A 17,137-nucleotide genomic window follows, 5' to 3' on the forward strand; every position below is an offset into this window, starting at 1 on the left:
CGGCTATGCCTGGCACTCGTCCAGCGTCGGCGGCTCCGGCGCTTCCTCGTCCTCGGACGCGAGGTGCGCGTTGAACGACTCCTCCCAGGTGCCGTCCTCGAAGGCCTCGGTCAGCACGTCGTTGATCCACTCGCACATCTCCGGGTAGTCCTTCGAGTAGCCGATGCCGATCCGCTCCTCGGAGAACTCCGGTCCGACGATCTTGACGTCGCCTTCGTACTGCTGGGCGAGACCGCGCAGGATCGAGCCGTCGGTCGACATTGCCGGCACCGTGCCGTTGACGACGTCCTCGGCGCACTGTGCGTAGCTCGCCGACGGCACACCGACGGCGCCTTCCGCCTCGATGTTCTCCAGCGAGGTCGAGCCTTCCTGGGCGCACACCTCCTGGCCTTCCAGGTCCGCGATCGACTCGACGTCGGAATCGGCCGGCACCAGTACCTGCTGGCCGGTGATCATGTAGGGACCGGCCTGGCCGACCAGCGCCCGCCGTTCGTCGGTGATGGAGTACGACGCCGCGACCAGGTCGACCACGCCGTCCTGGAGGAACGTCTCACGCTGTTCGGACGTTGCTTCGGTCCACGTCACCGAGTCGGACTCGGGGTCGATGCAGAGATCGGCGATGAGCAGCTTCGCCATGTCGATGTCGAAGCCCACCGGCACAGAGTCCGGGGTGTCCTGCTGGCCGAGACCGGGCTGGTCGACCCGGTTGCCGATCGCGATCTCGCCGGCGTCGGCGAGATCGGCCATCCGGGAGCCTTCCTCGAACTTGTCGTCGCAGTCCTCCTCGGCCGCGACCTCGGGGGAGTCGTCGTCGTCATCGCCGGCGTCACCGCACGCGACCAATGTTCCTGCCAGGAGCACCGCAACTGCGGTCATCCCGAGCTTCATCCTGCGCATGTACCTACTCCTTAGTGTTTGAGGATCTTGCCGAGGAAGTCCTTGGCTCGATCGCTCTCGGGGTTGGTGAAGAACGTCTCGGGGTCGGTCTGCTCGACGATCGCGCCGTCGGCCATGAAGACGACCCGGTTGGCCGCCGTGCGGGCGAAACCCATCTCGTGGGTGACGACGATCATCGTCATGCCGCGCTCGGCGAGGTCGACCATTACGTCGAGGACCTCCTTGATCATCTCGGGATCGAGCGCCGAGGTCGGCTCGTCGAAGAGCATCACCTTCGGCTCCATCGCCAAGGCCCGCGCGATCGCGACCCGCTGCTGCTGGCCGCCGGAGAGCTGGGCGGGGTACTTGTTCGCCTGATGTCCGACGCCGACCCGGTCCAGCAGCTCCTTGGCGCGCTTCTCCGCCTCGGCCTTCGACTGCTTGCGGACCTTGATCGGTCCGAGGGTGACGTTCTGCAGCACGGTCTTGTGCGCGAACAGGTTGAAGCTCTGGAACACCATGCCGACATCGGCACGGAGCCGGGCCAGCGCCTTGCCCTCCAGCGGGAGCGGCTGGCCGTCGAGGAGGATCTCGCCCTCGTCGATGGTCTCGAGCCGGTTGATCGCACGGCACAGCGTCGACTTGCCGGCGCCGGAAGGCCCGATCACGACCACGACCTCGCGGCGGTCGACCTCGAGGTCGATGTCCTTGAGCACGTGAACGTTGCCGTAGTGCTTCTGGACCCCTGACAGCCGCACCAGCGGCTGATCGGTTCCACCTGCCGGCGTGGCAGCGTGTTCCTCCTGCACCGTCATGTCAGGCGACGCTAGCCCTGCGCTAGACCATTCGGCTAGACCGCCACTCCGGACGGGATCATTCTGTGACCCGGCGCCCGCCCTCGACGTACCGGCTCAGAGATCCCGCACGTAGCGGTGGCACGGTACGGCGATCGGCCCGTCGGGACCGTCCGCCTGGTAGTCGAACCCACCGTCATCGACCCAGCCGCTGCGCTCGTAGAACCGCCGCGCGCGGGCGTTCCCGGCCGCGACCGCGAGCCAGGCTCGAGAGTGCCCGTTCGCGGCGATCTGCCGCTCCGCCTCGGCCAGCAGGAGGCCTGCGATCCCGGAGCCGCGGGCGGCGCGGTCGACGTACACCTGCTCGGCCTCGTCGTCCACGATCACCGTGAAGCCGACGACGTCGCCGTCGATCGTCGCCACCGTCGTCTGCGGCACCCGCTCCACCGCCCGGTGGTCGAACGACGCGTCGGTGCGCGCCTCGATCAGCGCCGGCGGCGTGTGCCCGAGGTGCCCGTCGCGCCACCCCTCTCGCCAGATCCGTGCGATCTCAGCCGCGTCCGCCAGCGTCGCCGGCCGGCGCTCGGGAGTGCTCATGCGGCGAGAGTACGACGGCAAATGCGCGCGGCCCCGCCAAGGACTGACGGGGCCGCGCTCGAGGGGTGGATCAGCCTCCTCGGGTGAGGCGGCGGTACTGCCGCGCCACCTCTGACCCGCTGAGGTCGGTGTCGAAGAACATCAGCGTGTCCATCCGGCAGTTGCACGGGTTGCGCTCGGTGCCGTTCTGGGGGAACGAGCCGCCGATCTTGATGCCGCGCGGGTCCGTCGGCGACGTACCGCTGCCGTCGAGCTGCCAGGGGTCGCCCGCGTTGGTGTAGAAGCCGTCGAGGGCCTCACCGTTGCGGTAGAGCGCCATCTCACCGGTCGTGTAGTCGAAGGTCGCGGCGATGTGCACCCACTCGTCCTGCGGGAGCAGGTCCCGCCAGTCCTCCGACGCGGCGAACGTCTGCGACGCACCGGTGTCGATCCGCCGGCCGAGCGCGACGAGACGCAGCTCGCCGTTGACCTGGATCAGCTCCAGCAGGGCGCGGACGCCGTGTCCGTCGGAGTTGCCGCTGAGCACTCCGGCGAGACCGATGGCGTTGTAGCCGGCCGTGGGGTTGGTGCCGGTCATCTTGAACCAACCCATCACCGTGATGCCCTTCGCGCCGTTGAAGGCCGAGAGCGACTCCTCACCGTCCGCGTCCCACACGCCGGCTTTCCACGCCTGGCCCGTGGGCGACTCGGCGGCACTGTGGATCTGCAGCGCGTTGTTGCTGCCCGGGTAGGCGCCGTCGTCGACGCGCATCCGCTCACCGCCGTTGATCAGCTGCAGCAGCGTCCCGGACGACCCCTGGTCCTCCTCGTAGGCGTCGTTGGCCGCGAACGGGTGCTCGAAGTCGTACGCCGCCACCAGGTCGTCGGCCAGGCCCGGCTCGATCTCCTTCGGGACGGGCGCCCGCTTGGTGTCGACGACCTTCCAGATCTTGCCGTTGCCCTTGGCGAGCAGGAACAGGTTGTTCTCGGAGTCGGTGCCGAACCGCAGGTCGATCCGACCGTCGCCGACGAAGTCGGGCATCCGCATCCGGGTGCCGTCGGTGTCGTACAGCGCGAGCTCGTGGATCGGCGCCTCGGTCGCGGCGTCGTCGTCCATCTCCTCCAGGTCGGTGTAGAAGACACGCCCCTCGACCAGGTCACCGAAGACGTACTTGCCCTTCAGACCGCTGAGGTCGCCACGGTGGACGAGGCCACCCGAGATCGCGTGCCCGGAGTCGGAGTTGCACGGCCAGTTCGCCGGCGGGTCGTGGTCGTAGGAAGCGACCGGGTAGTCGTAACCGGCCTGCGCCATCTCATCGGTGAGCGGGTAGAGGTAGCACTGGTTCTCGTTCCGGTAGGCGAGCCGGCCCTCGATCACCGGCCAGCCGAAGTTGTCGCCGGCGTCGACGTCGTAGACCGCCTCGACCGCGTGCTGGCCGATGTGCCCGAGGAACATCCGGTGCTCACCGCCGACGTCCCAGCTGAACCGGTGCGGGTCGCGCATACCGACTGCGTAGATCTCGCCGAGCGCACCCGGCTCGTCGACGAACGGGTTCGTCTCAGGGATGCCGTACTGGCCGTTCGGGCTGTTGTCGCCCAGCGGGTCGATCCGCAGGATCTTGCCCGACGGGGTCGACATGTCCTGCGGCACGTCGCTGCTGACACCGATGCCGCCGTCGCCGACGGCGAGGTAGAGCAGGCCGTAGTCCTCGTCACCCGGAGCAGCGGTGTGGTTGAAGTCGATCTGCTGGATCGCGTGGATCTGGCCACCGAACCGGAACCGGAAGATCTCCCGGCTGGTGCCCGCGAAGGTGTCGGCCGACGGGTCGTCGGCGGTCCACTCCGTCACCACGCTGGTCACCGAGCTCGACGTCAGCCGTTGCGGCGGGTACGTCGACTCGCCCGGCGCCGTCGGCACCTCGGTGTGGACGGTGTACAGCTTGCCGTTCTCACCGAACTCCGGGTGGAAGGCCGCGAAGCCGAAGCCGGACCCCAGTCCGCGCCAGGACAGGAAGTGGGGGAACCGCTGCTTCACGTCGAGGTAGACGTGCTGCTGCCCGTCCTCGAGCAGGTAGAGCGTGCCGTTGAGGTCCGGCACCTGCAGGCGGCCCGATCCGTCCGGCAGCTCGCCGACGTAGTTGATCCGGTTGTGACGGCTGCCGATCCGGCCATCGGTCACGGGCCCGTTCGGCGTCGATGCCGGCAGCTGGGCGTACTCCTCGAGGACGAGACCGAGCGTGGACGGCACCGGGTCCTGGGGGATCGGATCGGTGATGGGTGTGTCGAAGTGGTCGTCGGCGGTCGCCGGCGACGCGAGCGGGTTGAGGGTCGCGGCGAGCAGCAACGCTGCCGCGGCACCCACCCACGATCGGGTCGTGCGCATGGAATGGTGTTCCTTTCCGAGAGGGTTTCAGCGAGCAGTGCCGACGACGGCCGGCAGCAGCGTGGCGGGAGGCTCAGCCGGAGACACGCTCGACCCCGATGACAGAGAAGTGCCTGGTGCGGCCGTAGTTGTCGAACGATCCGAAGCCGACGCGACCGCCGGCGTACGTCGTGTCGGTTGCGGTCATCAGTGGTTCGGACGAACCGTCGACGTAGACGGCGATCTCGCCGGTCGTCGCGTCGTAGTCGACCCGGACGTCGTGCCAGTCGGTGTCGTCGATGGCGGGCGGCGCGCCGACCGAGCCGTTCCATTGGTCGTCGATCCGCCGCCGGTCCGCGTTGTCGACCACGAAGATCCCGTTGTGCGGGTAGATCGTGTTGTCCTGCGAGAGGTGCGCGTAGTAGAAGCGGGTCGGTGACTGGTAGTTCCACACCACGATGACGTCGCGGTTGCTGAACTCGACCGGCTCGTCGATGCGCACCTCGGCGGTGATGCTGACCGAGGACAGCTCCGGACCCTGGGTGACGACGGCGTACTCGAACGGGCGTCGCGGTCCGCCGGGATTGGTGCCGCGCTCGGTGAGCACGACCTGGCCCCGCTCGAACGCCCACTTCGCGTCGGTGAGCGGGTCCCAGTGCTGCGGCGTGGGTGCGGCTTGCACCCGGACCGTGGGTGGGGCGACGACCTCGTCGGCCGCCGCCCCACCAGGGGCAACCACCAGTGCTGTCCCGAGAACGGCACCGGCGGCGAGGCCGGCGGCGCGCTTGCGTGTGCGATGCATTTGCTCAGTCCTTCCGAGTAGGCGAGATTCCCCCATGGGTCCGGGTTGGCTACACGTGCGGCTCCACGAGCTCGACGTAGCGGCGGGCGAGGGTGTCGAGGACGGCGTGGCCGTCGGCCTCCCACACCTCGGCGTTGAAGATCTCGACCTCGACGTCGCCGCGGTAACCGGCAGCGGCGACGCAGCGGGACAGATGGGCGAAGTCGATGTGTCCGTCGCCCATCATCCCGCGGGAGAGCAGCGCGTCCGGGGGGAGCGGCGTGATCCACTCACACACCTGGTAGCTCGCGATCCGCCCGGCAGCACGGGCGATCTGGTCCTCGATGCCCGGCTCCCACCAGACGTGGAACGTGTCGACGACGACACCGACTGCCTCGGTGGGCAACGGCTCGGCGATGTCGAGCGCCTGCGCGAGCGTGGAGACGACGCCGCGGTCGGCCGCGAAGATCGGGTGCATCGGTTCGATGGCGAGGCGCACGCCCACCTCGAGCGCGTGCGGCACCAGGTCCGCGACCGCCTGGGCGGCGCGGGCACGAGCACCGCGCAGGTCCCGGTCGCCGGCGGGCAGACCGCCCGGCACGAGCACCAGGCACGGTGCACCGAGGGCTGCCGCCTCGTCGAGCGCGCGGAGGTTGTCGTCGTGACGTGACCGCCGCTCCGCACCGTCCGCCGCCGTGAAGAACCCGCCCCGGCACAGGGAGGAGACCCGCAGGCCGGCGTCGCGGATCATCGCCGCCGCAGCGTCGACGCCCGCTACGGCGAGCGGCTCGCGCCAGACGCCGATCGCCGGGATGCCGTGCGCGGCGCAGGCTTCCACGGCCGTCCGCAGCGACCACCCGTCGACGGTCTTCTGGTTGAGCGACAGCCGAGCCAGCCGCGGGTCGCCCGGTGCGGGTGTGTCCATCCGCGCGGGCGCACGCGACGGCACGTCGAGCGCGGTCGTGTCTTGTGGGGTGCTCATCGTGCCGCCCCGGCGGACTCGAGCCACAGCCGCATCCGGTGCGCCGCCAGTGCCGGGTCGGGCAGCAGCCGGGCGTCGTTGGCGAGTGCGAACAGCCGGCCGAGGTGGACCACGCTGCGCGCCGACTGCAGGCCGCCGACCATGGTGAAACCGGGCTGGTGGCCGCAGAGCCACGCGAGGAACGCGATGCCGGTCTTGTAGTGCCAGGTGGGCGTCTCGAACACATGCCGCGAGAGGGGCAGGGTGGGCGCCATCTCGGCGTCGTACGTCGCGAGGTCGCCGCGGTCGAGCGCGGCCAGCGCCGCCGAGGCTGCCGGGGCGATCGCCGCGAAAGCCCCGAGCAGGGCGTCGGAGTGGTGGCTGCCGTCGCCGCGGATGAGGTCGGGGTAGTTGAAGTCGTCGCCGGTGTAGAGCCGTACCCCGGCCGGCAGCGCGGCGCGGAGCGCCGTCTCGTGCTCCGCGGACAGCAGCGAGACCTTCACGCCGTCGACCCGGTCCGCGTGCGCCGCGACCAGCTCGAGGAAGGTCGCCGTCGCCTCCGCGACGACGGGCGACCCCCAGTACCCGCGCAGCTGCGGGTCGAACGCCTCGCCGAGCCAGTGCAGGATCACGGGCTCGCGCACCTGGCCGAGCAGGTCGGCGTAGACCTTGAGGTAGTCGTCGGGGCCGGTGGCGGCCGCGGCCAGCTGGCGTGACGCCATGACGATCACCTGCGACCCGGTCGACTCGACGAACCCGACCTGGTCGAGGTAGGCCTCGCGCACGTCTGCCACCGTCCGCAGGTCGGCGCGGTGGTCGGTGCCCGCACCGGACGCGATCCGGGCGCCCAGGTCCTGTGCCTGCTCGGCGCTGCGCCGGACCAGCTCCTGGACCGCGGGCCAGTCCAGTCCCATGTTCCGTTGTGCGGTGTCCATCGCCTCGGCGACGCCGAAGCCGTAGCGGAACAGGTGGCGCCGGAAGCCGAGAGTGGCGTCCCAGTCGACGACCGCCGGCGCCCCGGGCACGTTCTCCCCGCGTGGATCGGCGACCACGTGGGCCGCGGCGAACGCGACCCTGCTGGTGAACGGCTGGGGGTGCTCGACCCACGCGCGGTGCTCGTTGAGCACGACGCCCTCCCACCCGCCGTCGGCGAGCGGGATGTCGACCCGGTCGGTGGGCGTCATCGCGCCGGCAGCTCGATCCGGCGGCCCTCCGCGGACGACCGGAGGCCGGCGTCGACGAGGCGCAGTCCGCGCACGCCCGCGGCGAAGTCGTACGGGTGCGGCCGGCCGTGGTGCACGTCGAGCAGGAACTGCTCCCACTGCGCGCGGAAGCCGTTGCCGAAGGTGCGGTTGTCCGGCACCTCCATCCACTGGGCACGGAAGTCCTCGGCGGTGGGGACGTCCGGGTTCCACACCGGCATCGGCGTCAGCTCCCGCGGCTGCACGCGGCAGCCGAACAGGCCCGCGACCGCCGAGCCGTGGGTGCCGTCGACCTGGAACTCGACCAGCTCCTTGCGATCGACCCGCACCGCCCAGGACGAGTTGATCTGGGCGATCACGCCACCGGCCAGCTCGAAGATGCCGTACGCCGCGTCGTCGGCCGTGGCTTCGTACCTCCGGCCCTCTTCGTCCCAGCGTTCGGAGATGTGGGTCACGGCCTTGGCGGTGACCGCCTCGACCGCGCCGAACAGGTTCTCGAGCACGTAGTTCCAGTGGCAGAACATGTCGAGGACCATCCCGCCGCCGTCCTGGGCACGGTAGTTCCAGCTCGGCCGTTGGGCCGGCAGGTAGTCGCCCTCGAACACCCAGTAGCCGAACTCGCCGCGGACCGAGAGGATCTGGCCGAAGAAACCGCCGTCGATCAGCCTCTTCAGCTTGATCAGCCCGGGCAGGTAGAGCTTGTCGTGGACGACGCCGTTGACGATGCCGTGCTTCTCCGCGGCCGCGACCAGCTCCTCGCCCTCGGCGACGGACTCGGCGATGGGCTTCTCGGTGAAGACGTGCCTGCCGGTGGCGGCAGCCTTGAGGATCGCCTTCTTCCGCTCGGTGGTCAGCTGCGCGTCGAAGTAGATCGTCGCCGGGTCCTCGGCGAGCACGGCGTCGAGATCCGTCGACCAGTCCGCGATCCCGTGCTCGTCGGCCATCCGGGCCAGCTTGTCGGCGTTGCGGCCGACGAGCACCGGCTCCACCTGGAGCCGACCGCCGTCCGGCAGCGGGACCCCGCCGTCATCGCGGATCGCCAGGATCGAGCGGAGCAGGTGCTGGCGGTAGCCCATCCGGCCGGTGACGCCGTTCATCAGGATGCGGTAGGTGGTTTCAGGCATGTCTGTCCTCGTCGTGGGTCCGGGGTCGCCGGTCAGCTCTTGGTGGTCACGGGCTTGGGTCGGCCGCCGAGGTAGAGCTCGGCCAGCTGCGGGTCCCGGAGCAGCTCGGCGGCGGGACCGGAGATGTGGACCCGGCCCAGGTCGAGCACGCAGCCGAGGTCCGCGGTCTCGAGCGCCCGGCGGGCGTTCTGCTCGACGAGCAGCACGGCGGTCCCGGCATCCCGCATCCGCACCACCTGCTCGAACACGGTGGCGGTCGCCTTGGGGTCGAGGCCCATCGAAGGTTCGTCGAGCAGCACCACCCGCGGGCTGACCATGAGCGAACGGGCGAACTCCACCTGCTTCTGCTGCCCGCCCGACAGCGCGCCGGCGAGGGCACCCCACCGCTCCGCGACCACCGGGAACAGGTCCTTGACGAACCCGATCCGCTCGGCGATCTCGGCCTTGTCGGTCAGGGAGTAGGCGCCGAGGCGGACGTTCTCCTCGACCGTCATCTCCTTGAACACGCTGTGTCCCTGGAGGACGTGGGAGAGGCCGGCGTGCAGCATCTGCTGCGGATTGCGGTCGGTGACGTCCTTCCCGGCCACCCGGATCGTCCCTGCCCGGGGCCGCAGCATGCCGCTGGCGACCTTGAGCACGGTCGACTTGCCGGCACCGTTGGGTCCGACCAGGCAGACCACCGCGCCCGGCGGCACCTTGACCGTGAGACCGCGGAGCACCAGCGCCGCGCGTCCGTAGCCCGCCTCGATGTCCTCGAGCTCGAGCAGGTACTCAGATGCCAAGGTAGGCCTCCAGGACTCGGGGGTCGTTCTGCACGACCGATGGCGTTCCCTCGCAGATGGGCCGGCCCCGGTCGAAGACGACCACGTGGTCGGACAGGCTCATGACGAGCTCCATGTTGTGCTCGACGACGATGAACGTGCGGCCCTCGGCGTTGAGGGACCTGATCAGGCCGGCGATCCGGTCGATCAACGCCGGGTTCACACCGCCGGCGGGCTCGTCGAGCATGATCGTCTCCGGCTCGGCCATCAGGACTCCTGCCAGCTCGAGCAGCTTCTGCTGCCCGTAGGACAGGTCACGCGCCTCCGTGCGCTCGAGGTGCTCGATCCCGACCCTGGTGAGCAGCTCCCGCGCCCGGTCGATGTCGGCGGGATGGTGGGCAGAACGGACCAGGCGCGGGAGGCTGGTCGCCCGCACGGCGGCGAGCACGTTCTCCAGCACGGTCATCCGCGGGAAGATCCGGCACAGCTGGAAGCTGCGCCCGATGCCCGCCCTGGCGATCCGGTGGGGAGCCCTGCCCGTGATGTCCGTGCCGTGGAACGTCACGGTGCCGGCGTCGGGTCGGATCATGCCGGTGACGCAGTTGAAGAACGTCGTCTTGCCCGAGCCGTTGGGCCCGATCAGGGCGTTGACCTTGCCGCGGTGGAAGCCGACCGATGCGCCGTCGACGGCCTTGACGCCGCCGTAGGACTTGCGGAGCCCGTCGGTCGCCAGGGCGATCTCGACCTCCGTTGCCGGCGTCGCGGGGTGTTCCTGGGCGGTGGTCATGAGGGTGCCCCTTCCGTGACGCGCCGTGCGGTGCCGGGCTGCTCCTCGTCCTTGCGTCGCTCCTCGGCGAGCTCGGCCTGGCTGACCTCGCGGATCGATGAGGCCTGGGGCCGGAACCGTCGGATCTGCTGGCTCACCGCCGGGATGATGCCCTCCGGCATGAACAGCACGACGATGCCGAGCAGGAGCCCCATCGCGACGATGTGGAACTGCGAGTCGCCGTACTCGGCCTTGAAGAACTCGACGGCGTAGCCGACGATCACGGCTCCCAGCAGCGGACCGAAGAGGCTGCGGATCCCGCCGAGGAGACTCATCAGCACCATGTAGGCGCCGGCCAGGATCGAGAACTGGAACACCGGGTCGAGGAAGCCGAACCACAGCGCGTAGAGGCCGCCGCCGAGGGCGGTGATGAAGGCCGAGATCACGAACGCGACCAGCTTGTAGTTGAAGGTCGGGACGCCGAGGGCCTGCGCCTTGTCCTCGTCCTCGCGGATCGCCTTGAGGCCGATGCCGAACTGCGAGCGGTCGATGAGCCACCACAGCAGCAGCGCGCCGGCGAGGAGTGCCGCGTGAAGGTAGTAGAAACGCTCGTGCTGCTCGGGGCGGAGCACCTCCGGGCCGAAGGGGCGGGGGATCCGCAGGCCGTTGGAGCCACCGGTGAGCTCGCTCCAGGACTGGAAGACCAGCAACAGGATCAGCACGAGTGCGATCGAGACGATCACGAACGACGCGCCGCGCACCCGGAGGCTGGCGATGCCGATGGGGACCGCCAGGACGGCGACGAACAGGCTGCCGCCGACCAGCGCGACCCACGGGTCCCAACCGGTCTCGATGATCAGCAGGCCGGTGGCGTAGCCGCCGAGGCCCGAGTACGCCGCGTGCCCCAGCGACATGTAGCCGGTGAGCCCGCCCATGAAGTTCCAGCCGGTGGCGAGCACTGCGTAGCTCATGATCACGACGCCGACCGAGAGGATGAACGGGTTCGCGGCCATGCTCGGGAAGGACAGGATCGCGCCGGCGAGGACGAGCAGGCCGAGCACCTTGAGCGCCACGGCCAGGCCGTTGCGGGACGTGCGTGCGTGCTCAGAAGCGCTGGGCAAGACGACCTCCGAAGAATCCCTGGGGACGGACCATCAGGGTGAGGAACAGGGCGATGTAGAAGAACGTCTGCGCCCAGGTGGTGCCGAGCGGGATCTGCAGCAGGCTCTGACCCAGACCGAGCAGCATCGCCGCGATCGCGGCGCCGGGGATGCTGCCGAGACCACCGACGACGATGATCGCCATCAGCGGGCCGATCCAGTGCCAGTGCAGCGAGGGGTAGATGGTCGCGTCGAGCGACAGCGCGGTGCCGCCGATCGCCGCAGTGGCCAGGCCGATGCCGAACCCGTAGCCGGCGATCCGGTCGGTGTTGATGCCGACCAGGCGGGCCGCCTCGGGGTGCTGGATCGTGGCCCGCAGCGCCTGTCCGAACTTGGTCCGCGTGAGCAGCAGGAAGAGCGCCAGCAGCGAGACGGCAGCAAGGCCGAAGGCGATCAGCTTGACGACGGCGATGTTGGCTCCGAAGATCTCGAAGTCGCCGCCGCCGTAGGACAGCCGCACGCGCCGCTGGGTGCCGGACCAGACGAAACCGAGCATCCCCTCGATCACCAGGGCGATCGAGAAGGTGAGCAGCACCGACATCATCGTCAGGGACGACGGGTTGAGCCGGCTGATCAGGAGTCGCTGGACCGCGACACCCATGACGAAGAACAGGGGCACCGTCCCGATCAAGGACACCAGCGGATCGATCCCGGTCTCGGTGGAGAACCACCAGGCGAGGTAGGCGGCGAGGATCAGGAACGCGGAGTGCGCGATCATCACCACCCGCATCACGCCGAAGTAGAGGGTCAGCCCGGCCGCCAGGAGGGCGTAGAGCCCTCCCAGCAGCACGCCGAGCACGATGCTCTGCAGGAGCAGGGACATGGGGTTCAGGCCTCGCTTCGGGTCACCAGCGGGGCTTGACCGGGATGAACTCGGCCTCGGCCAGGTCCTCGGGCAGGACGATCCGGATCTCCCCGTCGACCCACTGCTGGATCATGTGCGCGCCCTGCGGCCGGCCCTGGTCGTCCCACGTCAGGGGACCGACGACAGTGTCGACCTCGTTCTCACGGAGCCAGTCGATCAGCTGCTGCTGGCACTCCGGATCGGGGTCCGCACACTCGACAGCCTCGACTGCCGCCGCAACCACCTGGCCGGTGGTCCACGCGTTGGCCTGGTCCTCGGCCGGCGGCTCGCCGTGCAACTCGGTGTAGAAGTCCACGAACTCCTTGTTGGTCGGGTAGTCCGAATGCGGCGTGTAGCCAGTGGGCGCGATGATGCCCTCGGTGTTGCCGCCGATCGCGCTCTCGAACTCCGGCTCGGTAGGCGCCGTCGAGAACGCGGCCATCTCCGGCTGGTAGTCGAGCTGCTGGAGCGCCAGGATCATGTTCACGGCGTCCTGGTACTGCGTGCCGCCCACCACCATGTCGGCGTCGCTGTCGGCGATCTTGGCCGCGATGCTGTCGAAGTTGGTCGTGTTCGGCGGGTAGACCTCGTCGACCACGATCTCGACGCCCATCTCCTCGAGCCGGTCCTTGAGTCCGTAGGCCGTGCCCATCGCGAACGGGTCGTCCATGGACGCGACCGCGGCGGTCTCGGGCCGCTGGTCGGCGGGCATCTGCTCGATGTGGTCGGCCAGGTAGTTGTAGTGGTCGTCCGCCACGGCCGGTGCCGCGTAGAAGAGGTTGTCGAAGCCCTGCTCGAAGACCTCCGGCGCGGCGCCCGCCGGCTCGACGAACAGGAACCCGTAGTCCTGCGCCACCTGGGCGGCGGGGATCACGAGGCGCGTCGAGAACGGGCCGACGACGAGGTCGACCCCTTCCTGGTTGATCAGCCGCTCGTAGTCGGAGGCCACCCGGTCGGCGCTCGACTGGTCGTCGAGGATCTCGAGCTCGACCTGCTTGCCGAGCAGACCGCCGTTCTCGTTGATGTACGCGGCCCAGGCCTCGTAGCCGCGTTGGATGCCCTTGCCGGGTTCGGAGTAGTCACCCGTCAGCGGCAGGGAGATGCCGATGGTGATCGTGTCGTCGTCGCCGGACCCGCCTTCGTCACCGGAGCTGATGCAGCCGGTGAGGGCGAGGCTGCCGGTGACGGCGAGTGCGGTGAGCCGGAGGCGGGGGGAGACCTTCATGTCGCTCCTCGAAGAGTGGGACGTAAGCGCTTTCGCAAGCGCTTTCAGGTACTCTATGCACACCGATCGGCCTGTGGCAAGGGTCACAACCCCGTCCATGGACGCCGATCCTCTATCGCGAAGGGGTGGGGCGTTGGCCAAGCCGCAGTCGAGCGTCCGGCTCCAGGACGTCGCCGAGGAGGCGGGGGTCTCGATCGCCACGGCGTCCCGGAGCCTGTCCGGCACGGCCGGCGTGAGCGAGTCCGTGGCCGAGCGGGTCCGGGAGGTCGCGCAGCGGATGGGGTACGTCGTCAACGTGCACGCCCGCAGCCTGGCCGCGGGCACGTCTCGCTCGGTCGGGCTCGTCGTGCACGAGATCGGCGACCCCTACTTCGCGGAGATCGCGAGCGGTGTGCTCCGCGTCGGGACCCGCGAGGGACTGACCGTGCAGATCTGCCACAGCGGCCGCGACCCGGACCGCGAGCTCGAACAGATCAGGATGCTCGTGGCCAACCGCGTGGGCGCCATCATCATCGCCGGGTCGGGGTTCGTCGACCCGGCGTTGCAGGCCGCCGCGAAGCGGGACCTGCAGGCCTACCGCGACCAGGGTGGCCGGGTCGCCGTCATCGGGCGGCACCACCTCGGGGTCGACGCCGTCCTCCCGGAGAACGTCAAGGGCGGGCGGGCGATCGCCGACCACCTGATCGGTCTGGGTCATCGGCGGATCGCCGTAGCCACGGGCTCGACCGCACTGACAACGATCGCCGACCGCCTCGCCGGTGTCGAAGAGGCGTGCGCGGAGGCCGGTATCAGCTTCGCCGACGTACCCGTGGTCGTCGCCGAGTTCACCCGCGAGGGCGGCAAGCTCGCGGCCGAGGAGATCCTGCGCGATCACCCCGACGTCACGGCGGTGCTGTCGCTGAACGACGACATGGCCATCGGCGTCCTGTCCGTGCTCCGGGCACGCGGCGTCGCGGTGCCGGAGCGGATGTCGGTGTCGGGGTTCGACGACGTGGCAGTGGCCGGCGACCTCGCTCCTTCGCTCACCACGATCCGGCTGCCGATGGTCACGATGGGCGAGCTCGCCCTCGAGCTGGCGCTGAAGGCTCCGGGCAACCGACCGCGTCGTCGCTCGGCCGGCCACGAGCTCGTGGTGCGCGACTCGACGGCGCCGCCGCCGGCATGACCGGACGGACCGCGCGGGTGATGCTGGCGCCCGACAAGTTCAAGGGCTCCCTCGACGCGGCCGGGGTCGCGGCAGCCGTCGCCGGTGGGCTCCGGCGGACCCGGCCGGACGTGGAGGTCCGCTGCCTCCCGGTCGCCGACGGCGGTGACGGCACCCTGTCGGCCGCGCGCGCCGCCGGCTTCGCGCTGGTGCCGGTGGCGGTGCACGGGCCGACGGGTGAGCCGGTCGACACCGCGTTCGCGCGGCGCGGCGCGACGGCGGTGGTCGAGATGGCCGACGCCTGCGGGCTGGGCCGGCTGCCGGGTGGGGTCGGCGCGCCGCTGACCGCGTCGTCCCGGGGGCTCGGTGAGGTCCTCGTCGCGGCACTCGACGCCGGCTGCCGGGAGCTGGTGGTGGGCATCGGCGGCAGCGCGAGCACGGACGGCGGCGCCGGGATGCTGGCGGCTCTCGGAGCACGGGTGCTGGACGAGACCGGAGAGGTCGTCGCCGACGGTGGAGCGGCGCTCGCAGCGGCGGTGACCCTGGACGTTGAGGACCTGCACCCCGGCCTCCGGGACGCCAGGATCCTCGTCGCCTGCGACGTCGACAACCCGCTGACCGGCCCCGAGGGTGCGGCCGCGGTCTACGGTCCCCAGAAGGGCTGCACGCCCGCGGACGTCGTCCTCCTCGACGCGGCCCTCGATCACTGGTCCGACGTCGTCGCCGACGCCGCCCCGGAGGTTGCCGACGCCCGCGACGTCCCGGGCGCCGGCGCCGCCGGCGGCGTCGGCTTCGGGCTGCTCGCCGTGCTCGGAGCGGAGCCGCGCCCCGGCATCGACCTGCTGCTCGAGCTGCTCGGTTTCGACGAGGCGCTGGAGGACGTCGACCTTGTCGTCACGGGCGAGGGCTCCTTGGACGACCAGAGCCTGCGAGGCAAGGCGCCCATCGGAGTGGCCACCCGCGCCCGGGCCGCCGGCATCCCCGTGGTCGCCGTCTGCGGCCGGCGTCTGCTGACCGACGCCGAGCTCCGTGCCGCAGGCATCCTCCGCGCCTACGCGCTGACGGACATCGAGCGCGATCTCGACACCTGTCTCCGCTCACCCACGCCTCTCCTGGAGCGCATCGGCCAGCAGATCGGGCACACCCACCTCCCCCCGACTGCCAACTAGGTGGGGCCGCGGTGCGCCGACGGGGTCTCCGAGCGGCGACGGTCACGTCGCGCGACTCACGAGAACAGGTCGGCTCTTCTCGCACTTCAGAGCGGGTCGCAGGGCGCGAGGTTGTCCGGCTCGTGCGCGATCTGCGGGCCGAGGAGCTTGTTGAGCCGGTTGTAGGCCCACCGGGAGTAGAGCCCGATCGTCACCTGGTCCGACTGGGAACCGCCGCCTCCGTTGCCCCAGTCGTCCGAGCCGAGCCAGGCGGCGTAGCGTGTCGTGCCGTCCTCCACCCAGGTCGCGGTCATCTCCTTGTTGTGGGTGAAGACATAGGGCCGGCTCCTGCGCCCGGTCCTCCAGCAGCCGTCCTCGAGCCTGGCGCCCGCCTCGCGCACTGTCCGCACGACCGAACGCGCGACGTCAGGTCCCACGACCACGGTCAGGCGGGCGCCCGCCTCGACCATCGCGGCCAGCTTGCGGGCCAGCCAGGCACCGCGGAAGCCCTGCCAGGAGTACATCGCGATGGTCATGCGGGTGCCGGAACGGGCGGGGATCGATCGGAGCCGTTCGAGGACGGGGTCGTTCGCCCTGGTGATCGACGTCGACGGGAAGAAGTAGAGGTCCCAACCGTCACCGGACTTGCGCCTCTGGGGGTTCCCGCCGACGTACCGGTCCTTGGCCGAGACCTGGAAGATCCTCTGCACGGGGTCGTACAGCTCCGGACCGGGCAGGGTCACCATCGCGGAGTACGAACGGCTGTCCGGTGGGTCGCCGTTGTTGTACGAGCCGATCATCGTGACCTTCCTCGTCCGACCGACCCTCGAGAACTGCCAGACCTTCGCGTGCATCGCCGAATTGCCGATGTCGTTGCCGCGGGCGGTCTTGCGGGTCCACACCACCCAGGAGCCCCGGCGCCCACGGGCCCGGCCGGCGCGGATCATCTCGGTCAGCCGGGCGCCCTCCCAGGACACGGGGATCGGGCGCCCGTCCGGTCCGCCGTACAGGACCGCACGGATGTTGACGCCCCGCCGGTACGCCGCCCGCAGGGCGGGCCAGGTGATCGACGACGACAGGAAGAACGACATGATCGAGATCGTCGAGCCCCGCGGCGCGTGCTCGATGTAGGTCCGGAGCTGCCGGGCGACGTTGCCGCGGCTGCGGATCGGGTCGCTCATCGTCATCCTCGGGGCGACGGTGAAGGCGCGGTCCTGTGCCACGGACTTCGCTGCCTGCGGCAGGTCCCCGGCGGCAGGAGCCATCGTGGGCCCCGCCAGGAAAGGAAGCAGTACGGCGAGCGTGGCCGCCCATCGGATCACGACTGCGAGACTAGCCGCGTCGGAGAGTCCTTGGTTGCGCTCGGCTGACCTCTCCGAGTTCTTCCACGGGCCTACCCTCGCCGTACCCTGG

At 70.2% G+C, this 17,137-nt stretch carries 16 protein-coding genes; 2 read left to right on the plus strand and 14 right to left on the minus strand.

The annotated features are described in order from the left end of the window. Positions 1-3: 3 nt before the first annotated feature. The 13 genes from SHK19_RS03050 to SHK19_RS03110 form a co-directional block, all read right to left on the minus strand. On the minus strand, positions 4-897 hold the full coding sequence (locus SHK19_RS03050; RefSeq protein WP_322456984.1) for a glutamate ABC transporter substrate-binding protein: 894 nt from the start codon (positions 895-897) through the stop codon (positions 4-6). A gap of 11 nt (positions 898-908) precedes the next feature. Further along, positions 909-1,691, minus strand: coding sequence for an amino acid ABC transporter ATP-binding protein (locus SHK19_RS03055; RefSeq protein WP_405030453.1), 783 nt, complete (start codon positions 1,689-1,691; stop codon positions 909-911). 96 nt (positions 1,692-1,787) lie between these two features. Then, complete coding sequence (locus SHK19_RS03060) at positions 1,788-2,267, minus strand: GNAT family N-acetyltransferase (RefSeq protein ID WP_322937804.1); 480 nt, start codon at positions 2,265-2,267, stop codon at positions 1,788-1,790. A 70-nt stretch (positions 2,268-2,337) separates the two neighbouring features. After that, positions 2,338-4,629 (minus strand): PQQ-dependent sugar dehydrogenase, encoded by a 2,292-nt coding sequence (locus SHK19_RS03065; RefSeq protein WP_322937805.1) that lies wholly within the window; start codon positions 4,627-4,629, stop codon positions 2,338-2,340. A gap of 73 nt (positions 4,630-4,702) precedes the next feature. Continuing rightward, positions 4,703-5,410, minus strand: coding sequence for a hypothetical protein (locus SHK19_RS03070; protein WP_322456981.1), 708 nt, complete (start codon positions 5,408-5,410; stop codon positions 4,703-4,705). 49 nt (positions 5,411-5,459) lie between these two features. Continuing rightward, a complete protein-coding gene (locus SHK19_RS03075; protein ID WP_322937806.1) occupies positions 5,460-6,371 on the minus strand; it encodes a sugar phosphate isomerase/epimerase family protein in 912 nt (303 codons plus the stop codon). Continuing rightward, on the minus strand, positions 6,368-7,534 hold the full coding sequence (locus tag SHK19_RS03080; protein ID WP_322937807.1) for a dihydrodipicolinate synthase family protein: 1,167 nt from the start codon (positions 7,532-7,534) through the stop codon (positions 6,368-6,370). The genes SHK19_RS03075 and SHK19_RS03080 overlap by 4 nt, the downstream gene beginning before the upstream one ends. Continuing rightward, positions 7,531-8,676 carry a Gfo/Idh/MocA family protein gene (locus tag SHK19_RS03085; protein ID WP_322937808.1) on the minus strand — a complete coding sequence of 382 codons (1,146 nt, stop codon included), beginning with the start codon at positions 8,674-8,676 and terminating at the stop codon, positions 7,531-7,533. Before SHK19_RS03085 ends, SHK19_RS03080 begins: the two co-directional genes overlap by 4 nt. A gap of 32 nt (positions 8,677-8,708) precedes the next feature. Next, positions 8,709-9,458 carry an ABC transporter ATP-binding protein gene (locus tag SHK19_RS03090; protein ID WP_322456977.1) on the minus strand — a complete coding sequence of 250 codons (750 nt, stop codon included), beginning with the start codon at positions 9,456-9,458 and terminating at the stop codon, positions 8,709-8,711. Then, on the minus strand, positions 9,448-10,224 hold the full coding sequence (locus SHK19_RS03095) for an ABC transporter ATP-binding protein (RefSeq protein WP_322937809.1): 777 nt from the start codon (positions 10,222-10,224) through the stop codon (positions 9,448-9,450). Before SHK19_RS03095 ends, SHK19_RS03090 begins: the two co-directional genes overlap by 11 nt. Further along, positions 10,221-11,324: a branched-chain amino acid ABC transporter permease gene (locus SHK19_RS03100; protein WP_322937810.1), complete on the minus strand. Its 1,104-nt coding sequence runs from the start codon at positions 11,322-11,324 to the stop codon at positions 10,221-10,223. The genes SHK19_RS03095 and SHK19_RS03100 overlap by 4 nt, the downstream gene beginning before the upstream one ends. Next, on the minus strand, positions 11,308-12,186 hold the full coding sequence (locus SHK19_RS03105; RefSeq protein ID WP_322456974.1) for a branched-chain amino acid ABC transporter permease: 879 nt from the start codon (positions 12,184-12,186) through the stop codon (positions 11,308-11,310). Before SHK19_RS03105 ends, SHK19_RS03100 begins: the two co-directional genes overlap by 17 nt. Positions 12,187-12,208: 22 nt before the next feature. After that, positions 12,209-13,432 (minus strand): amino acid ABC transporter substrate-binding protein, encoded by a 1,224-nt coding sequence (locus tag SHK19_RS03110; RefSeq protein ID WP_322937811.1) that lies wholly within the window; start codon positions 13,430-13,432, stop codon positions 12,209-12,211. Positions 13,433-13,565: 133 nt separating this feature from the next. On the opposite strand from SHK19_RS03110, the gene SHK19_RS03115 reads away from it, so the two are divergent. Both SHK19_RS03115 and SHK19_RS03120 read left to right on the plus strand, forming a co-directional pair. Continuing rightward, positions 13,566-14,597, plus strand: a complete 1,032-nt coding sequence (locus SHK19_RS03115) for a LacI family DNA-binding transcriptional regulator (RefSeq protein WP_322456972.1) — start codon at positions 13,566-13,568, stop codon at positions 14,595-14,597. Further along, the gene (locus SHK19_RS03120) at positions 14,594-15,745 is read left to right on the plus strand and encodes a glycerate kinase (RefSeq protein ID WP_322937812.1); all 1,152 of its coding nucleotides are present in this window, start codon (positions 14,594-14,596) and stop codon (positions 15,743-15,745) included. Before SHK19_RS03115 ends, SHK19_RS03120 begins: the two co-directional genes overlap by 4 nt. 86 nt (positions 15,746-15,831) lie before the next feature. Here the strand turns inward: SHK19_RS03120 and SHK19_RS03125 are convergent, their stop codons facing one another. Further along, positions 15,832-17,046 carry a phospholipase D-like domain-containing protein gene (locus SHK19_RS03125; protein WP_322937813.1) on the minus strand — a complete coding sequence of 405 codons (1,215 nt, stop codon included), beginning with the start codon at positions 17,044-17,046 and terminating at the stop codon, positions 15,832-15,834. Between the last annotated feature and the right edge of the window lie 91 nt (positions 17,047-17,137).

This window comes from Nocardioides bizhenqiangii (genome assembly GCF_034661235.1).
GTDB classification, from domain to species: Bacteria; Actinomycetota; Actinomycetes; order Propionibacteriales; family Nocardioidaceae; genus Nocardioides; species Nocardioides bizhenqiangii.

What these genes read in the sequence shown, in the direction of transcription:
- SHK19_RS03065 (WP_322937805.1), bottom strand. Translation starts at nt 4,629, where the DNA reads ATGCGCACGACCCGATCGTGGGTGGGTGCCGCGGCAGCGTTGCTGCTC.
- SHK19_RS03055 (WP_405030453.1), bottom strand. Translation starts at nt 1,691, where the DNA reads ATGACGGTGCAGGAGGAACACGCTGCCACGCCGGCAGGTGGAACCGAT.
- SHK19_RS03050 (WP_322456984.1), bottom strand. Translation starts at nt 897, where the DNA reads ATGCGCAGGATGAAGCTCGGGATGACCGCAGTTGCGGTGCTCCTGGCA.
- SHK19_RS03060 (WP_322937804.1), bottom strand. Translation starts at nt 2,267, where the DNA reads ATGAGCACTCCCGAGCGCCGGCCGGCGACGCTGGCGGACGCGGCTGAG.
- SHK19_RS03120 (WP_322937812.1), top strand. Translation starts at nt 14,594, where the DNA reads ATGACCGGACGGACCGCGCGGGTGATGCTGGCGCCCGACAAGTTCAAG.
- SHK19_RS03075 (WP_322937806.1), bottom strand. Translation starts at nt 6,371, where the DNA reads ATGAGCACCCCACAAGACACGACCGCGCTCGACGTGCCGTCGCGTGCG.
- SHK19_RS03110 (WP_322937811.1), bottom strand. Translation starts at nt 13,432, where the DNA reads ATGAAGGTCTCCCCCCGCCTCCGGCTCACCGCACTCGCCGTCACCGGC.
- SHK19_RS03070 (WP_322456981.1), bottom strand. Translation starts at nt 5,410, where the DNA reads ATGCATCGCACACGCAAGCGCGCCGCCGGCCTCGCCGCCGGTGCCGTT.
- SHK19_RS03085 (WP_322937808.1), bottom strand. Translation starts at nt 8,676, where the DNA reads ATGCCTGAAACCACCTACCGCATCCTGATGAACGGCGTCACCGGCCGG.
- SHK19_RS03095 (WP_322937809.1), bottom strand. Translation starts at nt 10,224, where the DNA reads ATGACCACCGCCCAGGAACACCCCGCGACGCCGGCAACGGAGGTCGAG.
- SHK19_RS03105 (WP_322456974.1), bottom strand. Translation starts at nt 12,186, where the DNA reads ATGTCCCTGCTCCTGCAGAGCATCGTGCTCGGCGTGCTGCTGGGAGGG.
- SHK19_RS03080 (WP_322937807.1), bottom strand. Translation starts at nt 7,534, where the DNA reads ATGACGCCCACCGACCGGGTCGACATCCCGCTCGCCGACGGCGGGTGG.